The 15,540-nt window shown below is 68.6% G+C and carries 15 protein-coding genes and 2 tRNA genes; 11 read left to right on the forward strand and 6 right to left on the reverse strand.

Annotation, left to right across the window (positions count from 1 at the left end; all coding sequences use genetic code 11):
* Nucleotides 1-27: 27 nt before the first annotated feature.
* Nucleotides 28-1,143, reverse strand: a complete 1,116-nt coding sequence (locus ACFY2Q_RS04245) for a globin domain-containing protein (RefSeq protein ID WP_387127416.1) — start codon at nucleotides 1,141-1,143, stop codon at nucleotides 28-30.
* A gap of 144 nt (nucleotides 1,144-1,287) precedes the next feature.
* Between ACFY2Q_RS04245 and ACFY2Q_RS04250 the strand changes: the two genes are divergently transcribed.
* A complete protein-coding gene (locus ACFY2Q_RS04250) occupies nucleotides 1,288-2,058 on the forward strand; it encodes a CPBP family intramembrane glutamic endopeptidase (RefSeq protein WP_387127418.1) in 771 nt (256 codons plus the stop codon).
* On the opposite strand, the gene ACFY2Q_RS04255 is transcribed toward ACFY2Q_RS04250, so the two are convergent.
* Entirely contained in the window at nucleotides 2,019-2,813 is a 795-nt protein-coding gene (locus ACFY2Q_RS04255) for a hypothetical protein (protein ID WP_387127420.1), read from the reverse strand. The genes ACFY2Q_RS04250 and ACFY2Q_RS04255 overlap by 40 nt on opposite strands.
* A 918-nt stretch (nucleotides 2,814-3,731) precedes the next feature.
* Here ACFY2Q_RS04255 and ACFY2Q_RS04260 point away from each other — a divergent pair.
* The 3 genes from ACFY2Q_RS04260 (at nucleotide 3,732) to ACFY2Q_RS04270 (ending at nucleotide 4,364) form a co-directional block, all read left to right on the forward strand.
* Nucleotides 3,732-3,822 (forward strand) — tRNA-Ser (locus tag ACFY2Q_RS04260).
* A 35-nt stretch (nucleotides 3,823-3,857) separates the two neighbouring features.
* Nucleotides 3,858-3,930 (forward strand) — tRNA-Arg (locus ACFY2Q_RS04265).
* 197 nt (nucleotides 3,931-4,127) lie between these two features.
* Nucleotides 4,128-4,364, forward strand: coding sequence for an EamA family transporter (locus ACFY2Q_RS04270; protein WP_387127422.1), 237 nt, complete (start codon nucleotides 4,128-4,130; stop codon nucleotides 4,362-4,364).
* Nucleotides 4,365-4,701: 337 nt separating this feature from the next.
* On the opposite strand, the gene ACFY2Q_RS04275 is transcribed toward ACFY2Q_RS04270, so the two are convergent.
* Together ACFY2Q_RS04275 and ACFY2Q_RS04280 are read right to left on the reverse strand one after the other, a co-directional pair.
* Nucleotides 4,702-5,346, reverse strand: a complete 645-nt coding sequence (locus ACFY2Q_RS04275) for an RloB family protein (protein ID WP_387127424.1) — start codon at nucleotides 5,344-5,346, stop codon at nucleotides 4,702-4,704.
* A complete protein-coding gene (locus tag ACFY2Q_RS04280) occupies nucleotides 5,346-6,665 on the reverse strand; it encodes an ATP/GTP-binding protein (protein ID WP_387127426.1) in 1,320 nt (439 codons plus the stop codon). The genes ACFY2Q_RS04275 and ACFY2Q_RS04280 overlap by 1 nt, the downstream gene beginning before the upstream one ends.
* Nucleotides 6,666-7,599: 934 nt before the next feature.
* Here ACFY2Q_RS04280 and ACFY2Q_RS04285 point away from each other — a divergent pair.
* A complete protein-coding gene (locus tag ACFY2Q_RS04285; protein WP_387127428.1) occupies nucleotides 7,600-8,763 on the forward strand; it encodes a sensor histidine kinase in 1,164 nt (387 codons plus the stop codon).
* A gap of 4 nt (nucleotides 8,764-8,767) precedes the next feature.
* Here ACFY2Q_RS04285 and ACFY2Q_RS04290 read toward each other — a convergent pair whose 3' ends face one another.
* A complete protein-coding gene (locus tag ACFY2Q_RS04290; protein ID WP_387127430.1) occupies nucleotides 8,768-9,403 on the reverse strand; it encodes a response regulator in 636 nt (211 codons plus the stop codon).
* Between the two features lie 155 nt (nucleotides 9,404-9,558).
* On the opposite strand from ACFY2Q_RS04290, the gene stsA reads away from it, so the two are divergent.
* The 6 genes from stsA to ACFY2Q_RS04320 all read left to right on the forward strand — a co-directional run bounded on the left by stsA (nucleotide 9,559) and on the right by ACFY2Q_RS04320 (nucleotide 13,942).
* On the forward strand, nucleotides 9,559-9,669 hold the full coding sequence (stsA, locus tag ACFY2Q_RS04295) for a StsA family sactipeptide RiPP (protein WP_387127432.1): 111 nt from the start codon (nucleotides 9,559-9,561) through the stop codon (nucleotides 9,667-9,669).
* 74 nt (nucleotides 9,670-9,743) lie between these two features.
* Complete coding sequence (stsB, locus tag ACFY2Q_RS04300) at nucleotides 9,744-11,198, forward strand: StsB family radical SAM/SPASM domain sactipeptide maturase (RefSeq protein ID WP_387127434.1); 1,455 nt, start codon at nucleotides 9,744-9,746, stop codon at nucleotides 11,196-11,198.
* On the forward strand, nucleotides 11,192-11,482 hold the full coding sequence (locus ACFY2Q_RS04305) for a PqqD family protein (RefSeq protein ID WP_387127436.1): 291 nt from the start codon (nucleotides 11,192-11,194) through the stop codon (nucleotides 11,480-11,482). Before stsB ends, ACFY2Q_RS04305 begins: the two co-directional genes overlap by 7 nt.
* On the forward strand, nucleotides 11,479-12,210 hold the full coding sequence (locus ACFY2Q_RS04310; protein WP_387127438.1) for a signal peptidase I: 732 nt from the start codon (nucleotides 11,479-11,481) through the stop codon (nucleotides 12,208-12,210). The genes ACFY2Q_RS04305 and ACFY2Q_RS04310 overlap by 4 nt, the downstream gene beginning before the upstream one ends.
* A complete protein-coding gene (locus ACFY2Q_RS04315; RefSeq protein ID WP_387127440.1) occupies nucleotides 12,207-13,148 on the forward strand; it encodes an ABC transporter ATP-binding protein in 942 nt (313 codons plus the stop codon). The genes ACFY2Q_RS04310 and ACFY2Q_RS04315 overlap by 4 nt, the downstream gene beginning before the upstream one ends.
* Entirely contained in the window at nucleotides 13,145-13,942 is a 798-nt protein-coding gene (locus ACFY2Q_RS04320) for an ABC transporter permease (RefSeq protein WP_387127442.1), read from the forward strand. The genes ACFY2Q_RS04315 and ACFY2Q_RS04320 overlap by 4 nt, the downstream gene beginning before the upstream one ends.
* A 198-nt stretch (nucleotides 13,943-14,140) precedes the next feature.
* Here the strand turns inward: ACFY2Q_RS04320 and ACFY2Q_RS04325 are convergent, their stop codons facing one another.
* A complete protein-coding gene (locus tag ACFY2Q_RS04325; protein WP_387127445.1) occupies nucleotides 14,141-15,433 on the reverse strand; it encodes an MFS transporter in 1,293 nt (430 codons plus the stop codon).
* Nucleotides 15,434-15,540 lie beyond the last annotated feature (107 nt).

A 15,540-nucleotide genomic window follows, 5' to 3' on the forward strand; every position in this document is an offset into this window, starting at 1 on the left:
CGCGCCCCGGCATGGGGGGAGGAACGTCTACAGGTCACCGAATGTGTCGTAGCGGATGTTCGGAGGCGGCACCTCGTCCGCGGCCAGAACCCGCAGCGTGGACCGAACCATCCGGGCCGAACCGGAGACATAGCAGTCGTGCGTCGTCCACGGGCCGTACCGGGCCACCACGTCCGGGATGTCGCCCAACTCGCCGTCGAAGTCCGGGTCGTCGCTGCACGCCGCCGTGACCGACAACCACGGGTGTACGGCCATCAACTCCTGCAACGCGGCCAGCCCGTACAGGTCCGCCGCCTGCCGTGCCCCGTAGAAGACGTGCACCCAGCGCGTCCGGTTGTAGGTCGCCAACTCCTCCACCAGGGCCTTGATCGGCGCCAGCCCGACCCCGCCGGCCACGCAGAGGATGTCCCGCTCGGAGGAGCGGTCCAGGGTCATCGAACCCATCGGTGCCGCCAGCCGCAGCAGGTGCCCAGGCTGAACCCGGCGGACGAGCGCCCCGGACACCCATCCCGCGCCGGAGCTCCGGACGTGGAATTCGAGCACGTTGTCGTCGTTCGGGGCGTTCGCCACCGAGTAGGTGCGCCACACCCTCGGGTGATAGCGGGGCAGTTCCAGGCTGACGTACTGGCCGGCGCGCCATGACAGCGGATGCTGCAACGCCCGGCAGGTCAACACGGCGGTGTCCGGGCCGTACCGCTCGTGGGTCAGCACCTCCGCATGCCAGAACGGCGGGTTGTCGTCGTCGGCCGCGCCGGCCACCATCTTCGCCGCGATCGCCGCGTACGCGTCCCGCCACGCCTGGTCGTACTCCAGGTTCCAGCCGTCGCCGGCGGTGGTGCGCAGCGCGTCCAGCAGCGCGACGCCCATCGTCGCGTAGTGCTTGTCGTCGACGTGGTACTTACGGTGGTCCCGGCCCAGCGCCCGCAGGAACTCGTCGAAGCTCTCCGGGTCGTCCACCGTGTGGACCGCCGTGATGATCGCTTCCAGCAGGCGGTCGCCCTGACCCGACATCTGCACCGGGAAGAGCTGCCGCAGGGCCGGGTCGAGCAGGAACAGCCGTGCGTAGAAGTAGCCGCTGAGCCGCTCCCGGTCCTCCTCGACCAGGGTCCAGCTCTCCTTCAGCAACCGCGCGACATTGTCCACCGGTGCTCCTTCCCCAGACGGCAGCGGATCGGGCGCTCATAGAATGTCCACGGAGCGTGTCGACCGGTCGCACAGAATGTGCGATCGGTTCACGCCGGCCGGTCGGCCGTGCCTGCGGTGCCGTCCGTCGGGCAGAGTGGTGCGGTGACCGTTGAGCTGACCCGCCCGGTGTCCCGTCGAGTGTTGGGGACCGAGACGCTGCTGGTCCTCGGCCTGTCCCTCGGCCAGTCAGCGGTCTACGCGGTGGTCTCGATCATCGCGAAGCTGACCGCCGAGGGGCCGCTCTCCAAGCAGACTGCCTCGCTGAACACCTCGGCGTCGGCCCGTCCCTGGCTGGACCTGACGTACCAGCTGCTCGGCATCGTCTTCGCGCTGCTGCCCGTGCTGCTCGCCGTACACCTGCTCAGCCGCGATCCCGGCGACCCGGCGCGGACCCTCGGCCTGGACGCCCGGCGGCCCGGCCAGGACGTGGCCCGTGGCGTCGGCCTGGCCGCGCTGATCGGCCTGCCGGGGTTGGCGCTGTTCTGGGTCGCGGCCCAGCTCGGCATCAACGCCACGCTGGTGCCGGCCGCGCTGCCGGACCTCTGGTGGACCGTCCCGGTGCTGATCCTCGCCGCCATCCAGAACGCCGTGCTGGAGGAGGTGATCGTGGTCGGCTACCTGGTCACGCGGCTGCGCCAACTCCACTGGCGGCTCGCCACGATCATCGCGGCCAGCGCGCTGCTCCGCGGCTCCTACCACCTCTACCAGGGCTTCGGCGCGTTCGTCGGCAACGCCGTGATGGGCGTCGTGTTCAGCCTCTTCTACCTGCGTACCCGGCGGGTCATGCCGTTGATCATCGCGCACACGCTGCTCGACGTGTTCGCGTTCGTCGGCTACGCGCTGCTGCCCCGCGAGTGGTTCGACTGGCTCTGACGCGGCCTGTAGGTGGCCACCGCCCGCGCCGCGAGACGGTCGGCCGCCGCCGAGTCGCCCAGCGCCGAGGCGAGCACCGCCGCACCCGGCAGCAGCCGGGCCGCCAGCCGCAACGCAACCCAGCCGCCGGCCTGCGCGGTGAGCGGCGCGGCCAGCCGCCACGCGGCCTCCGCAGCCCTCGGCCACGCCTCCTCCACCGGATCGCCGGCTGCCTGCGCGGCATCCAGCGCGGCACGCGCGCTCGCCGGGTCCGGATGCACATGCGTCAGCACCAGCAACTCCACGGCCCGGTCGGGATGCGCCGGATCCCGGCCGTAGGCCGCAGCCAGGTGCAGCACCAGGTTCGACTGGGCCCAGAGCACCGAGGCCAACTCGGCCAACGGCGCGAAGAACCCGGCCAGCGCGGCCGTCGCACCACCCGCAGCGGCCGCACCAACGAACCGCCGGGTCGCCAGCCGGGCCAGCCCGTCCGCCGGGGCATCCGGGTAGCGGGCCCGAAGTTGCTCGGCCCACTCGGCGGCACCGGGCCCGAGCGCCCGCACCGCCGCCGGGGCCAGCAACTCCGGCGCGAAACCCGGGTGGTCGAGCACGCGGGCAGTCACCGCCCGCAAATCCAATTCGGGGGTACGCCCCAGAGTCAGCGCCCGCTCGTGCGCGGCCTGCGGGGTGAACGCCTCGCTGTCTGTGGTGGCATCGCTGCCTGTGGTGGCGAGAGGCGTCTGGGCGTCCGGTTGCGGCTGCTCGGGCGCTGCCACGGCCTTCCTCGGCGCGGCGGTCTTGCGGGGGGTTGCCGCGCGTTTGGTCACCTTCTCGGCGCGCTCGACGGGGGTCGCCGAGGGTGCGGCTCGTTTACTCGGAACGGTTCGCTTGGCTGCTGCGGGCTGCTTGGGCGGCGGCGGTGCCGTGGTGTCGGCCGACGTTCCCGTCCTCTTGCGGACGGGAGCCTTCCGGGCGGGGGTGGCGCGGGCCTTCGGCGTCCGCGACACCGGGCCGGCGGGTGGTTCCGCGCTTTCCTCGGGCGCTCGCCCATCCGCGGTCAGCGCTGTCGAGCCGCTCGGATCGGCACTGCCCGCTTCATCTGCGACATCTGCTGGGCCGGGGTGGTCGACGCCTGCCGGCGGGTCGACGGGTGCGTGTTCGGCGTCCGCCACTGCACCGCTCACCGGTGCTGCCTGATCGGCCCCCGATGTCGGGGCCTGCTCGCTCGCGCCCGATGTCGGGGCTTGCTTGTCGGCGCCCGCCGTCCGGGCTCGCTGGCTGTCTGACGGAAGGCCTGGCGAGCGGGCCGGCTGCCGGGGCAGGGAGCGGTCCGGCTCCGGTGGCTGGAACAGCACCGCCGGGGCGGGCCTGGTACGCCGCGGACGCTGTTCGGCCGGTGCGGCACCGGCCGCTGCCGGCCCAGGAGGTGTCGCCCTCTCGACCGGCTGCTCAGTGGCCGTCGGCGGAGTGAACGTCGCCCGCGGAGAGCGCCGCCGCGCTCGGTCAGCAGGCTCTCGACGGGTCGGCTCGCTGGGCGGCTGCTCCTGCATATTGATGGAGCCTAGTCCCGATCACGCTGCCGCACAGCCGGGAACACCCTTGGCAGGAGTCGTGGCGGACGTACGCTGGAAGTCGTTTTGCTCCCGGCGGGTAGCGACCTGTATCCTCGGGCGCGGTGGTCTGCGGGCCACCTGGGAGACTTCGCCTAGTCTGGTCTATGGCGCCGCACTGCTAATGCGGTTGGGGTCTTAAAGCCCCTCCCGGGTTCGAATCCCGGAGTCTCCGCGCGAAAGCCGGGTGTGTAGACTGGCTGAGCACGAGCGCCCGTAGCTCAATGGATAGAGCATCTGACTACGGATCAGAAGGTTAGGGGTTCGAGTCCCTTCGGGCGCACAGAGCAAGAAGAAGCCCCCGACCAGCCAAAACGGCAAGGTCGGGGGTTCTTTCGTGTCCGCCGGAATCAGGCTTCGAGCGGCGGTGGGAGCCAGGTTGGGAGCCACCGGATTCCTTACTGCCCGAACAGCGCACGGGACATGGCCTCGGCGGCAGAACGGCGGTCGCCCTCCATTAGGTGCCCGTAGACATCCTTGGTGATCGCGGTCCTCGGAGTACTCGGCACCGGAGCCGCCTACGTCCTGAACTACCGCATCATCGATGACGAAGGCCCGACCGCTGCATCGGTCGTCACCTACCTCCTGCCCATCGTCGCCGTGGTCCTCGGGTGGCTCTTTCTCGACGAAGCCATCACCGCCGCGATCGCCGCCGGCATCGCGCTGGTCCTCGCCGGGGTCACCCTCACCCGGAAACGGTCAGCCGAGCAGCGGTAGCAGCGGTAGCAGCGGTAGCAGTTGGTTGCCGAATTCCGCTCTATCAGATCAAGGCGGCCCGCGAGCGGGCCGCGCCGGCCCGGCCCCGGCCTGCTGGCGACCTCCGGCCGGCATCGGCCGGGCCGGCCGGCCATGCTTCGGGACTACCAGACCATGAAGACCTCGGGGCTCCGCCCCGAACCCCGGCCCTCCTCAAAGATCGGCCGCGGATCACCTCGCCGGGCACCACAAGGGCTACCAGCCTCCCCGGACGGGGCCAAGGTCGTCCGGTAGGGCGCTCCACCTTGTCCCCGTCCGGGGAGGCTGGACGGTCTGCAACTGCCCGACGAGGAGATCATCAAAATGACGGCGGCAACGTAGTGGAGATGATAAGACGGTGCATTCCGGATGAGGGGTTGTCGTGAGGGAATCTCGTCCCATTGTCCGCATGCCATTGCTCCAGAGCGGCCGCCCGACTGGCCGCCAGCTGGATGTGCGCCATGTAATCAGCTCCCTTAAGTCCTTTATCGACTTGACGGTCGTGAGAACGGCGAAGCCGACGTGCAGCATCATTATCGAGCCAGGCTCGATGATCCTGGAAGTGCAGTGCCAACCACAACTCGAAGCATGGATTCGAAACTGCCGTATGGATGCCATACCTACTGGCTAGCTCTAGGGCTTCCCGAAGTCCCGGGTGATTCGTCGGCCACTCCACGTCGAATACGCACCAGAACTCATCAATTTCGCCTTCTTCGCGAGCCGCCCTTTCTTTTGCCCCGACGGCTAACCTGACAAGCGTTAGCGGAACTGATCCAAGATGCTGAGTGTCGATCCTCAGATCCACGGCCGCAACGTCTCGGACTGCAGGTTGTCGCTTCAAGGCTTCCAGGTATTCGGGCTCCGTTCGTTCGCCCTCACAAAAGATGGCTATAGTCTTACGGGGCCTCCGTACACCAACTCTTCGCCTTAGTGAGGTAGTTCCTCGTTGGCGGTCCCGACCCATTAGCGCCCCTCTGGAGTGAGGCCTAGTGCCCGACGCAAGATATGCTGGTCGAATTCGGGAACGGCCCCAAATCTGCCCTGAAGGTATGCCTTTTCCAGATTCAAAGAGCGACGCACCTTGTCGCCACCGTATTCTGCTAACGCAGTAAGGACGGTTGCGCCGTCAGAGCCCTTCTCGGTCAGCCAAACCTCATCCCGATTGAGGTGGTTGAGCAGGCTCGTATCATGCGTGGTGAAGATCAGCTGAGCTCCACGCGGATTAGTCTCGGGGTCTTGGAATAACTCCAAGAGCCTGGCTGAGAGTTTGGGATGCAAGCTCGCGTCGATCTCATCAAACAGCAGGGTTTGGCCGGTACGCAGGGCGCGAACTGTGGGCCCGATTAGCCTAAACCAGGTTTGCGTTCCCTCCGACTCATCAAAAAGATCGAAGGGAAGATGCTGGTCTGCAACTCGGTGAATAAGGCGTAGGTATCGCCGTGTTTCTGTGGCGGTGCCCAGACCTGAGGCTGCAGATTCCGCGATACCCTCCTCCACAACCTGGACATCGTCAATTCCTAGGTCGGCAAAACGCAGGAGAGCCAAGGCCGACTCTCGGCTGCTAAGGCGATCTACCTCAGGTTCGTTGAATAGCGGCAGCTGATTCGGATCCGAGTTGTCGTAGAACATCCTTTCAGTAGAATGCCGCCGCATCTGATGGGTTGCTAGTCCGAATGCCCTGCGATTTCGGCCGAGCATCCTACGTCGAACACCCAATACGCCGATATTTGCAAGAGCCCTACCAAATGAGCGAACGTCTGGCTCGTCAAACCTCATCGCGGCGGATAGCGCCAGAGTGGTTGGTGTCATGAGTTCACGGGTGCCGGAAAGGGCGCCTAGTCCCCTCCTGAGGTGTAGCTCCATTCCCTCTCGTTCGAAAAGGGAGCGGCGCCTGCGCTCAGGATAACTGTAGAGCCCTTCGAAGATCACCTCGGAATCATCAAGCGTCGCCGTGTACGCATATCGCACGCCATCAACCATCATCTCGACTTCGAATGATGAGAACATGCCTGGCCCGTCCCCGAACCTGAAAGGATCACGCGGGATGAATTCATCCCAACCCCTTAGCGACGTACCTACGGCTTCAGAGAGCCACGTCAAGGCATCAAGCACGTTGGACTTGCCGGAAGCGTTCGGGCCATATATGCCGGCGACCGTGAGAACCCGCTCCGCGAGTAGCTCAAAGGGTCGAGCTGCCGGGCGGTCCTCATCGACGGCGATCATGGATAGTTCCACCGGCTGCATGATTGACCGGTGGTTGGAGACCTCGAATCTCAGGAGCATTGCTCGTCTCCCTACGGCTGTGCTGCGTTCTCACGACACTGTACGTCAAAAGTTGACGAAAACACGGGTGAAGATGCGCTTACTCAGCGTTGGATCTTGCGGGATGCCCAGCTTGACGAGCTAGCGGCTGCGAGAGTCCGGGTTTGTCTGGCAGTGTCCGGACGGGTGCTTGCTGACAGCAACACTTAACAGCAGCGGGCGCGGACTGCCAGGGACGAACGAGCGGCAGCAGGAGATGGGCGGCCTAGCGGTGAGACCTGAGTTGTACGGCCCCGGACGGCCTGGCCGAGGCTACGGATCAGAGCCTGGCTCGGGAGCCACGTTTGGGAGCCACCGGGGCGAACCGTTCCGGACGAGCCCGGACCGATCCAGTTGACGAGAACGCGGCGACCAGAGCGATGCGGGTGTTGCCGAACGACTGCGGAGTGCTCTTGGGAAATCTACGGATCAGAAGGTAAGGGGTTCGAGTCCCTTCGGGCGCACAAACAGCCCCCTAGCATGCAGCTAGGGGGCTTCTTTCTGTCTAGCCACGGCTGTGACTACCTTCTTACTCTCCGTGCATGACCAAGATCAACGCTCATGTCTACTCAACTTGCCCTGCACTCGGTGAGCAGGATGCTTTCGCCGGTCCGGTGACCGGGTCGAGGATTACTGGACGAACGGGGCGGATCGCTCAGAGCTACCGAGCCGAAGGAGATTTGATCGACATCCGATAGTTGTGCAGTCGTGGCCGTCAATGAAAGATGCTCACATGAGCATCGGCCGCCGCTCCGCACCGCTCCGCGAGGCGCGTCCGCACACTCTGGGCGAGGCCGCGATCGGCAGGGAAAGCGCAGCTTCCGACGACGCTGCGGCTCCGCCCGTGCGCGGGCTTTTCGCGCGTCTCGGACGGCATTTCACCGAGGCCCGGCAGGGCTGGGTCGATGGCCGCGCCATGGCCACACTGCCTGGCCTGGACCGTGCCTTCCGCTTCGTCGCCGTGCTGCTGTTCGCCCAGCGCGCCAGCTATCTCCTGCCCGCAGTGTCGAGCTTTGGCCCCCCTCGCGCCGACTACTACCGCAGCCCCGCACTCAACCTGGCGATGGTGGTGGCGGTGGTGCTGTGGAACACAGGGCTGGGCGTCGCGGTTTGGCGGCGCGGCTGGTTCACCATCCGGCACGTCATCCTCGACATCGCTGTGACCTGCGTGCTGCTGTTCGTGATCAACGCCAACCTGCGCGACGGCTTCGAGTTGAGCGCCGCCAACTGGGTGGCGAAGTTCGCCCTCGGCACCGCGGCTCTCGCTGGCGCCGTGTTCAGCCCGTCCCGGTTGCTCGTCGCGTTACCGGTCCTGTTGCTGTCCGCCCTCGCCGCGGCGGCCCTGCGTACCGGCGGGCTGCCGCCCCTGGAGTCCGGGTTCCTCAACCACGTCAACTCCAGCCTCTGGTTCGCCCTGCTGCTGCACTTCATGCGCCGCTACCTCACCGCCCAGGCGGACGCGGTGGACGCCGCCACGGCCCGGCGGATCGCCGCCGAGACCGCCGCTGCGGCCGGGCAGGCCCGGTTCGCCGAACGGCTGCGACAGTTCCGCCAGCTGCATGACACGGTCCTGGCGACGCTCACCGCAATCTCCCGTGGTGGTCTTGACCATCGCACTGAGGCGGTGCGGGCCCGGTGCGGTCGCGACGCCGACTTCGTGCGGCGGCTGATTGCCGAGGAAGGCCCCGAGCAGGCTACCTCGCTCGGCGCTCGGCTGGCCGCCGCGGCCGAGGCCGCCGACGCGTTCGGCCTGCGGGTGAACCTGCTCGTCGGGGAGCTGCCGGACGCGATCCCGGACCGGGTCGTGGACGGGATCGGCGACGCGACCCGGGAGGCCCTGAACAACGTCGCGCTGCACGCCGCAACTGGGCGGGCGTGGGTTACCACCGACTGGACCGACCGGACACTGACGGTGCGGATCGTCGACCGGGGGCGCGGTTTCACACCCGACCGCGCCACCTCCGGCTCCGGGCTGCGCCGCTCTGTCAAACAGCGGATGCGCGAGGCCGGTGGCTTCGCGCAGGTGTTCTCTGAACCGGGCGACGGCACCTGCGTGGAGCTGATGTGGGACGGTCGGTGACCCGCTACTGGATCAGGTCGTCCTCCCGGGCGCGGTTGGCCAGATCGAGCTTGGTGTAGGTGGGCCGTCCCGCCTCGCCGTACTTGGCTTTCACCCGGTCCAGGTATCGGCGGGCGGTGGCCGGCTGGATGCCGACGCGCCGCGCCGCCGCGGTCAGCGTCATGCCGGACGCGTATGCCAACAGCACGGCCCGTTCCTGTGGTGACAGCGTCGGCCGGTCAGGTCGGGAATCGTGCGACCAGGCGTACGCCAGCTCCGGCGAGTGGGCGACGCGGCCGTGAGCGACGTCGCGGACCGCGGCGGCGAGGGTGGCCAGGTCGTTGTCCTTGGTCAGGTAGCCGAGCGCTCCCGCCCGTAGCACGTCGACGCCGTGCGTCACGTACGGCACGGCGCTGACGACCAGTACCTGCCGGTCGCGCACGACCAGCCGGCGCACGTTGTTGACCGGCGCGGAGCGGTCGGCCAGCAGAAGGTCCAGCACGACTACGTCGGCCGGGGCCGACTCGCGGGCGAGGAACTCGTCGACGGTCCCGGCTGTGCAGACCAGGCGCAGGTCGGGGGCCGCGGCCAGCCATGCCGTTATGCCATCGAGCAGCATCCGGTCGTCGTCGATGACGGACACCGAGATCTCGGGAGGCACGTCCGCCACCGTTCCTCGGGCGCGACTGTCTTGTCAAGACATCATTTTTGCCCTCTGGAAGCGCACCAATACTCTGCGCGACCCTCACCGCGTGGCCGGGGCGTCCCACGGGAGTGGCCCGTGACCCGGCCGCAGCACGCGAAAGGAGGGCTCACATGATCCGGTGGGAGAAGCCCAGCATCCGCAAGGCCGACTTCGCGGCGCAGCTCGGCTGCGCCTGCGCTTGCGGCGCGCTGGCCGGAGCAGGTTCCGGGCACGCGAACTAGCCACGGCCGAAACCAATCCGGCGGGGGCCACGGCTGTCCGTGGCCCCCGCTGAAGATGGAAAGGGGGACATGTCATGCAGCTTTCGGGATTGTGGTCAGAGCTGGTCGTTCCGGACGACCTCGTCTACTTCCAGTGCCGGGACCGATATCTCGTGGAGAACCCCGGCATCGCGGCGTGGGCGGTCGTCGGCGACGGGGAGATGGCCGTGCTCCGTGCGCTCGCGGCCGGCGCCGCGCCCCCGGCCGACCTGCCCGCGACCGAACGGGCACTGGCGACGCTGGTCCTCAACTGGCTGGTCTACCTGCCTGGGCGGGAACCCCGGGTACGGCCCGCCGAACCGGCGCTGCGGATGGTCTACTACGCGATCACCGACGGGTGCAACCTGCGCTGCCCGTACTGCTACGCCTCCTCCACCCGCAAGCTGCCCGGCGAGTTGGAGCCGCACGAATCGCTCGACCTGGTCGACCAGATCGCCGACATGGGCGCCGACTTACTCATCCTCACCGGCGGCGAGCCGATGCTGCGGCGGGACTTCTTCGCCGTCGCCGACCACGCCCGGTCCCGCGGCCTACGGGTCAACTGCATCACCAACGGCACCCGCATCCCGGACGAGGCGACCGCCCGACGGGTGGCCGACACCTTCGCCAAGATCACCGTGAGCCTCGACGGCGGTGTCGCGGAGGTCCACGAGCGGACCCGCGGCAAGGGCACCTTCGCCCGTACCGCCCGGGCGCTGGCCCTGCTCAACGCCGCCGGTGTCAAACCCGACATCAACCACGTCGTGTCGCCGGACAACATCGGCGCCCTGGACCAGCTGATGACGTTCCTGGACGGCATCGAGTTCGGCAACGTGCGGCTGATGAACCACACCGGCATCGGCCGCGGCGCCGACGACGGGGTGCACTTCGCCTGGGAGCACCACCGCGACGTGCAGCGGTTCACCTGGACCAACCCGGTGGCCCAGAAGATCCTCACCGAGGGCCCGAAGGCGGTCAAACCCTGCTCGATCCGGGGCAACTGCGGCCTCGGCGGCACCGAGATCTACATCAACTCCCTCGGGGACGTCTACCCGTGCAAGCTGGTAAACGGCCCGCTGCACAAGGCCGGCAACGTGCGCGCCCAGCGTTTGGCCGACGTGTTCGCCGCCCCGGCGCTGGTCCAGCTGCGCACCAACACCGTGTTCGAGGGCGACAACCTGGCCGACTGCCGGCGCTGCTACATCCGCGCCGCGTGCGGCGGCGGCTGCCGCGCGTACCACGCCGCCGAATCCGGATCGATCACCCGCAACAGCCGGCACCACTGCCGGATCCTCCGCCACTCGATGATTACCAACATCTGGCGCTCGAGCGGCTTCTCCGGCGCCGACCTGCTGGAACACGAGGCCACCATGACGGTTCCCCGGCTGATCCGCGACGGCGCGGTGCACCCGGTGTACGACGACTGGCGCACCGACGACGACCCGGCCGACGCGGTCGGGCGCCGGACCCTGCCGGTGCTGACCAGGCGGACGGGAGCGGCGACGTGCTGAGGGTGAATCCGGACGTGGTCTGGGTGGACGGCGACGACGAGGTGCGTCTTTACCATCCGGGCACCGGGGAGTTCCAGACGTTGAACGCGACCGCCGCGCGGATCTGGCGCAGACTCGCCACCGGCGCCGACATCGACGACGTGGTACGCGACCTGGCGGTCGAGTTCGAGGCGCAGGACGAGCATGACCGACGGATGATCGACCGGGACGTCCGGCAGTTCGTCGCCGACCTGGGCGAACTGGGCATGCTCGGCACCGGCCTGGCTGCGGAGCCGGGCCGATGACGGCGGCGCTCGCCGGGTTCGCCGACCTGATCGCACGCACCGTGGCCGCCGGCCGGCCGGCCCGCGTCCCGGTGACCGGGTCGAGCATGTGGCCGGCCATCCGGCCGGGCACCGTCGTCACGGTCGAACCGATCACCTGGCCCCAGATCCGGCCCGGCGACGTGGTCGCCTACCGGCATCGGGACACGATCATCGTGCACCGGGTGGTCGAGCTGCGCGAAGACCACCTGATCGCCGCCGGGGACAACAAGCCGCTGTTCGACCCGCCGGTCCCCGCGGCGGCGCTGCTCGGCCGGGTGACAAGCGTGCCCGACCCGGTCCCCGCGCCGCCGCCCGAGCCGGCAGCCCGCACCGAGGCCACCGTGTGGGTGGTCGGCGACTACGCACCGACCGCCCCGCCCGGCGTGCGCCTGCGCCAGGTCGCGCCGGGACGGATCGCCGCCGAGTTACGCGCCGTCGCCGGCACAGTCGTCGGGTTGTCCGCTGCCGCCGTGCGGCCGCTGAGCGCCCTGCACACCACGCCGCCCGGGCCGCTGACCGTCCTGGTCGGGGTACGGTACGGCAGCGCCAGTCAGAGCGGGTACGACCCGGGCGGCCGGCCCCTGCTGCCGCCGGAGGCGGTTCACCTGCACGTTCGCGCCAGCGACCCACTGGCGGAGGTGGATTCGGCCGACGCGGTGCGGGCCGTCGCCGAGACGCTCGGCCGATTCGACCGGGCCGCTCGGTGACCGGGGACGCGGTGACCGCCGCCGCCCTGACCAAGATCTATCCAGGTGCAACGGCGCCGGCCCTCGACGGCATGACCTTCAGCGTGCCGGTCGGCCAGTCGGTCGGGCTGCTCGGCCCCAACGGTGCCGGGAAGACCACCCTGATCAAGCTCATATGTGGCGTCTCGCCACCCACATCCGGTGAGGTGCTGGTGCACGGTGCCGTCCCCGACGGCGCGACGAAACGCGACCTCGCCGTGGTCCACCAGAGCGGCCCCTTCGACATGATGCTCACCGTGCAGGACAACCTGCGGATCGCCGCCGCGTTTCGCGGGCTGAGCTGGCGCAAGGTGCGCTCCCGCGCTGCCGCTCTGCTGGACGAGTTCGACCTTGCCGGTAAGAGCGGCGAGCTGGTGTTCACGCTCTCTGGTGGGCAGCGGCGCCGCCTCCAGGTGGTACGCGCGCTGCTGCGGGTGCCGCGGCTGCTGCTGCTGGACGAACCCTCCGCCGGCCTCGACGTTCAGGGCCGGCGCCGGGTCTGGGACCTACTCGACGAACTGCGCCGCACGCACGGCCTGACCCTGGTGTGGACCAGCCACCACATGGACGAACTGGAACGCAACTGCGAACGGATCCTGGTCGTGCAGCACGGCAGGATCCTGCGCGACGGCAGCCCCGAGCAGCTCAAGGACGAGGCGGGCCACGTCACCGCCGAGCTGCGCACCGCATCGGCGGAAGACTGGCCGGCGGTAGCCGAATGCGCCCGGATCGCCGCACTGGCCGCCGACCGCCGCGGTGAGGTGTTCGTCCTCGCCGGCGACGACCTGCGCCGCCAGCTGCCCGCGCTGATCGCCGCGCTCACCGACCGGCACGTGGCGATCGAGAGCGTGTCTTTGACTACCTCCTCGCTCGAGGACGCGTTCCTGGCCCTGACCCGCCCGGAGGTGCGGACCCGATGACGAGCACCGCACCGGCCGCCCCCGTGTGGCACGGCACCGGCCTGACCGCGACCCTGCGCCGGGAGTTCCTGCTACTCACCCGCAACCGCACCAACCTGCTGCTCGCGATCGTGCCGACAGCGGTCTACATCACGCTGTTCGCCACCTCCCTGACCGACCTGATCGGCACGGTCACCTACCGGGGACAGCAGATCGGGTACTCCGACTTCGCCGTCCCGGCGCTCATGTTCTCCTCGCTGCTGGCGGCCGCGACCACGTCCGGAACCGCGCTCTTCCAGGAACGGATGAGCGGCATGTCCCTGGAGCTATGGTCTTATCCGCTGACCCGCGGCCAGTACGTGGCCGGCAAGCTGCTCGCCGGATCGGCGCTGGTGCTCGCCCAGACGCTGGCCGCGCTCGCGGTGACGGCGCTGCTGTTCCAAGGGCGCTGGGCGGCCGACCGGTGGCTCGCCCTGCTGTGCGGAGCGTTGGTCGCGGCGTGCGCCTTCAACGGGCTGTACCTGCTGCTCGCCACAGTGGTGCGGGACTTCCAGCGGTTCACCGTCCTGATCAATGTCCTTGCGCCGGTGCTGCTGTTCGCAAGCCCGTCGTTCTACCCGATCGACGCGATGGGAACTCCGCAACGCTTGTTGGCCGCGATCAACCCGGTGACGTACGGAGTGACCGCGCTACGGGAGGCTCTGCTGCACGGGTTCGCCGGCGCCCTGCCGTACCTGCTACTGCTCACTGTGACCGCCCTAGCCTCGATCATCCTTGTCGGCAGGTCGCTGGCCCGGCAAGCCCGCGGTCTCTAGCTACGGATCAGTTGGTCAGGGGTTCGAGTCCCTTCGGGCGCACATAGTTGAACAGGGAAAACGCACAGGGCCGGTCGCTTGCGACCGGCCCTGACAGCAACCGGTGACAGCAACGTCATTGCGGGTTCCCCTCGTCGCGCCCGCACGACCATCCCAGGCAGCGGCACCGCCCGAGTCGAGCGCTGCGTCTTCGTCGGGCTAGGCGCGGGCGACTGGTTCGACGGGCGGGGCGGCAGAATTGTCACCCGGTCCGCCGTCGGTTGGCTCGGTCTGCGCCGCTTCGGCGGCGCGCGGGGCTACCGCCTGTAGCTGGCGTACGTCTCGGCAGGTCAGCATGCCGAGGACCGAGAGCACCACCAACGCGGCGAGGATCAGCAGCGTGTCGCGGGTGCCGATGGCTGCGGCGACCGGTCCGACCGAGATCTGGCCGAGTGGGATGGCGATCCAGGACCCCAACATGTCGTACGAGTAGACGCGGGCCAGTCGGTCGGCCGGGATGTGCTGTGCGATCGATGTATCCCAAGCGACGGCGAACTGTTCGACGGCGATGCCGACCGCCAGTCCGGCCGCAAGGAGTACGACGATGGTGGGCGCCAGGGCCAGCCCCAACAGCAGGAACGACTCGGCGACCATGCAGGCCACCCCGAGCAGCAGCGGCCGGCGCACCCGGATGCGCAGGGCGATCAACCCGCCCAGAACCATTCCCGAGGTTTCCGCCGCCAGCACCACGCCCCAGGCGCTACGACCAATCGTGTCGTCGGCGACTGTCGGTCCAAGGACGTTCACGCCGCCGGCGAGGGCCCCGTTGAGGACCATGAAGCCGAGCACGACCACCCAGACCCAGGTTCGCGCGGTGAACTCGGTCCAGCCTTCCCGAAGGTCGGCGACGATGCTCGTGCGGGTGCTCTTCACTGGCGGAGCGGCGACCCGGACTCCGGCGAATGCCATTGCCGCGATGGCGAAGGTGAGCGCGTCGACGGCGAGGCCCCAGCCGGGCCCGACGGCGGCCACCAGGAGGCCACCGAGCGCGGCGCCTCCGATCATGCCCGCGTTGACGCCGAGCCGGATGATCGCATTGGCCGGCTGGATCAACTCCGGCGGCACGGTCTGCGGCGTGGCGGCGGCAGAGGCTGGCTGGGACAGGGCGCTCACGATGCCGTTGGCCGCACCGAGTGCCAGCAGCAGCGGGATCGTCGCCGTGCCGGTAAGCACCAAGGCGGCCACCGCCGCCTGGGTCAGCGCACCAAGCGCATTCGAGCCGACCAGGACCAACCGGCGCGGAATCCGGTCGGCCACTACCCCGCCGAAGAGTACGAACAACACGGTCATCAGCGATCTCACGCCGACCACCAGGCCCAGATCGCGTACCGAGCCGGTCAGATCGAGTACGGCGAAGGCAAGCGCGATGGGAGCGACACCGTTGCCCAGCATGTTGACCAGCCGACCAGCAGCGAGGTAGCGGAAGGCGCCATACCGCAGTGGAGCCAGCACAAAGCCTCCCGTTCGAACAGGACAACAGGGGCAATAATCGGCCTGCCGGGTCGTCCTGGCGAGTGATTCTCCCGAAAGCAGAAGTCGTCGTGCAGTCTCTCCGCCTG

It is taken from the genome of Micromonospora sp. NPDC000316, from assembly GCF_042898885.1.
In the GTDB taxonomy this organism is placed as follows: Bacteria; Actinomycetota; Actinomycetes; order Mycobacteriales; family Micromonosporaceae; genus Micromonospora.

Coding starts and splice junctions, on each gene's coding strand:
- ACFY2Q_RS04285 (WP_387127428.1), top strand. CDS start 7,600: ATGGCCACACTGCCTGGCCTGGACCGTGCCTTCCGCTTCGTCGCCGTG.
- ACFY2Q_RS04275 (WP_387127424.1), bottom strand. CDS start 5,346: ATGGGTCGGGACCGCCAACGAGGAACTACCTCACTAAGGCGAAGAGTT.
- ACFY2Q_RS04320 (WP_387127442.1), top strand. CDS start 13,145: ATGACGAGCACCGCACCGGCCGCCCCCGTGTGGCACGGCACCGGCCTG.
- stsA (WP_387127432.1), top strand. CDS start 9,559: ATGATCCGGTGGGAGAAGCCCAGCATCCGCAAGGCCGACTTCGCGGCG.
- ACFY2Q_RS04310 (WP_387127438.1), top strand. CDS start 11,479: ATGACGGCGGCGCTCGCCGGGTTCGCCGACCTGATCGCACGCACCGTG.
- stsB (WP_387127434.1), top strand. CDS start 9,744: ATGCAGCTTTCGGGATTGTGGTCAGAGCTGGTCGTTCCGGACGACCTC.
- ACFY2Q_RS04280 (WP_387127426.1), bottom strand. CDS start 6,665: ATGCTCCTGAGATTCGAGGTCTCCAACCACCGGTCAATCATGCAGCCG.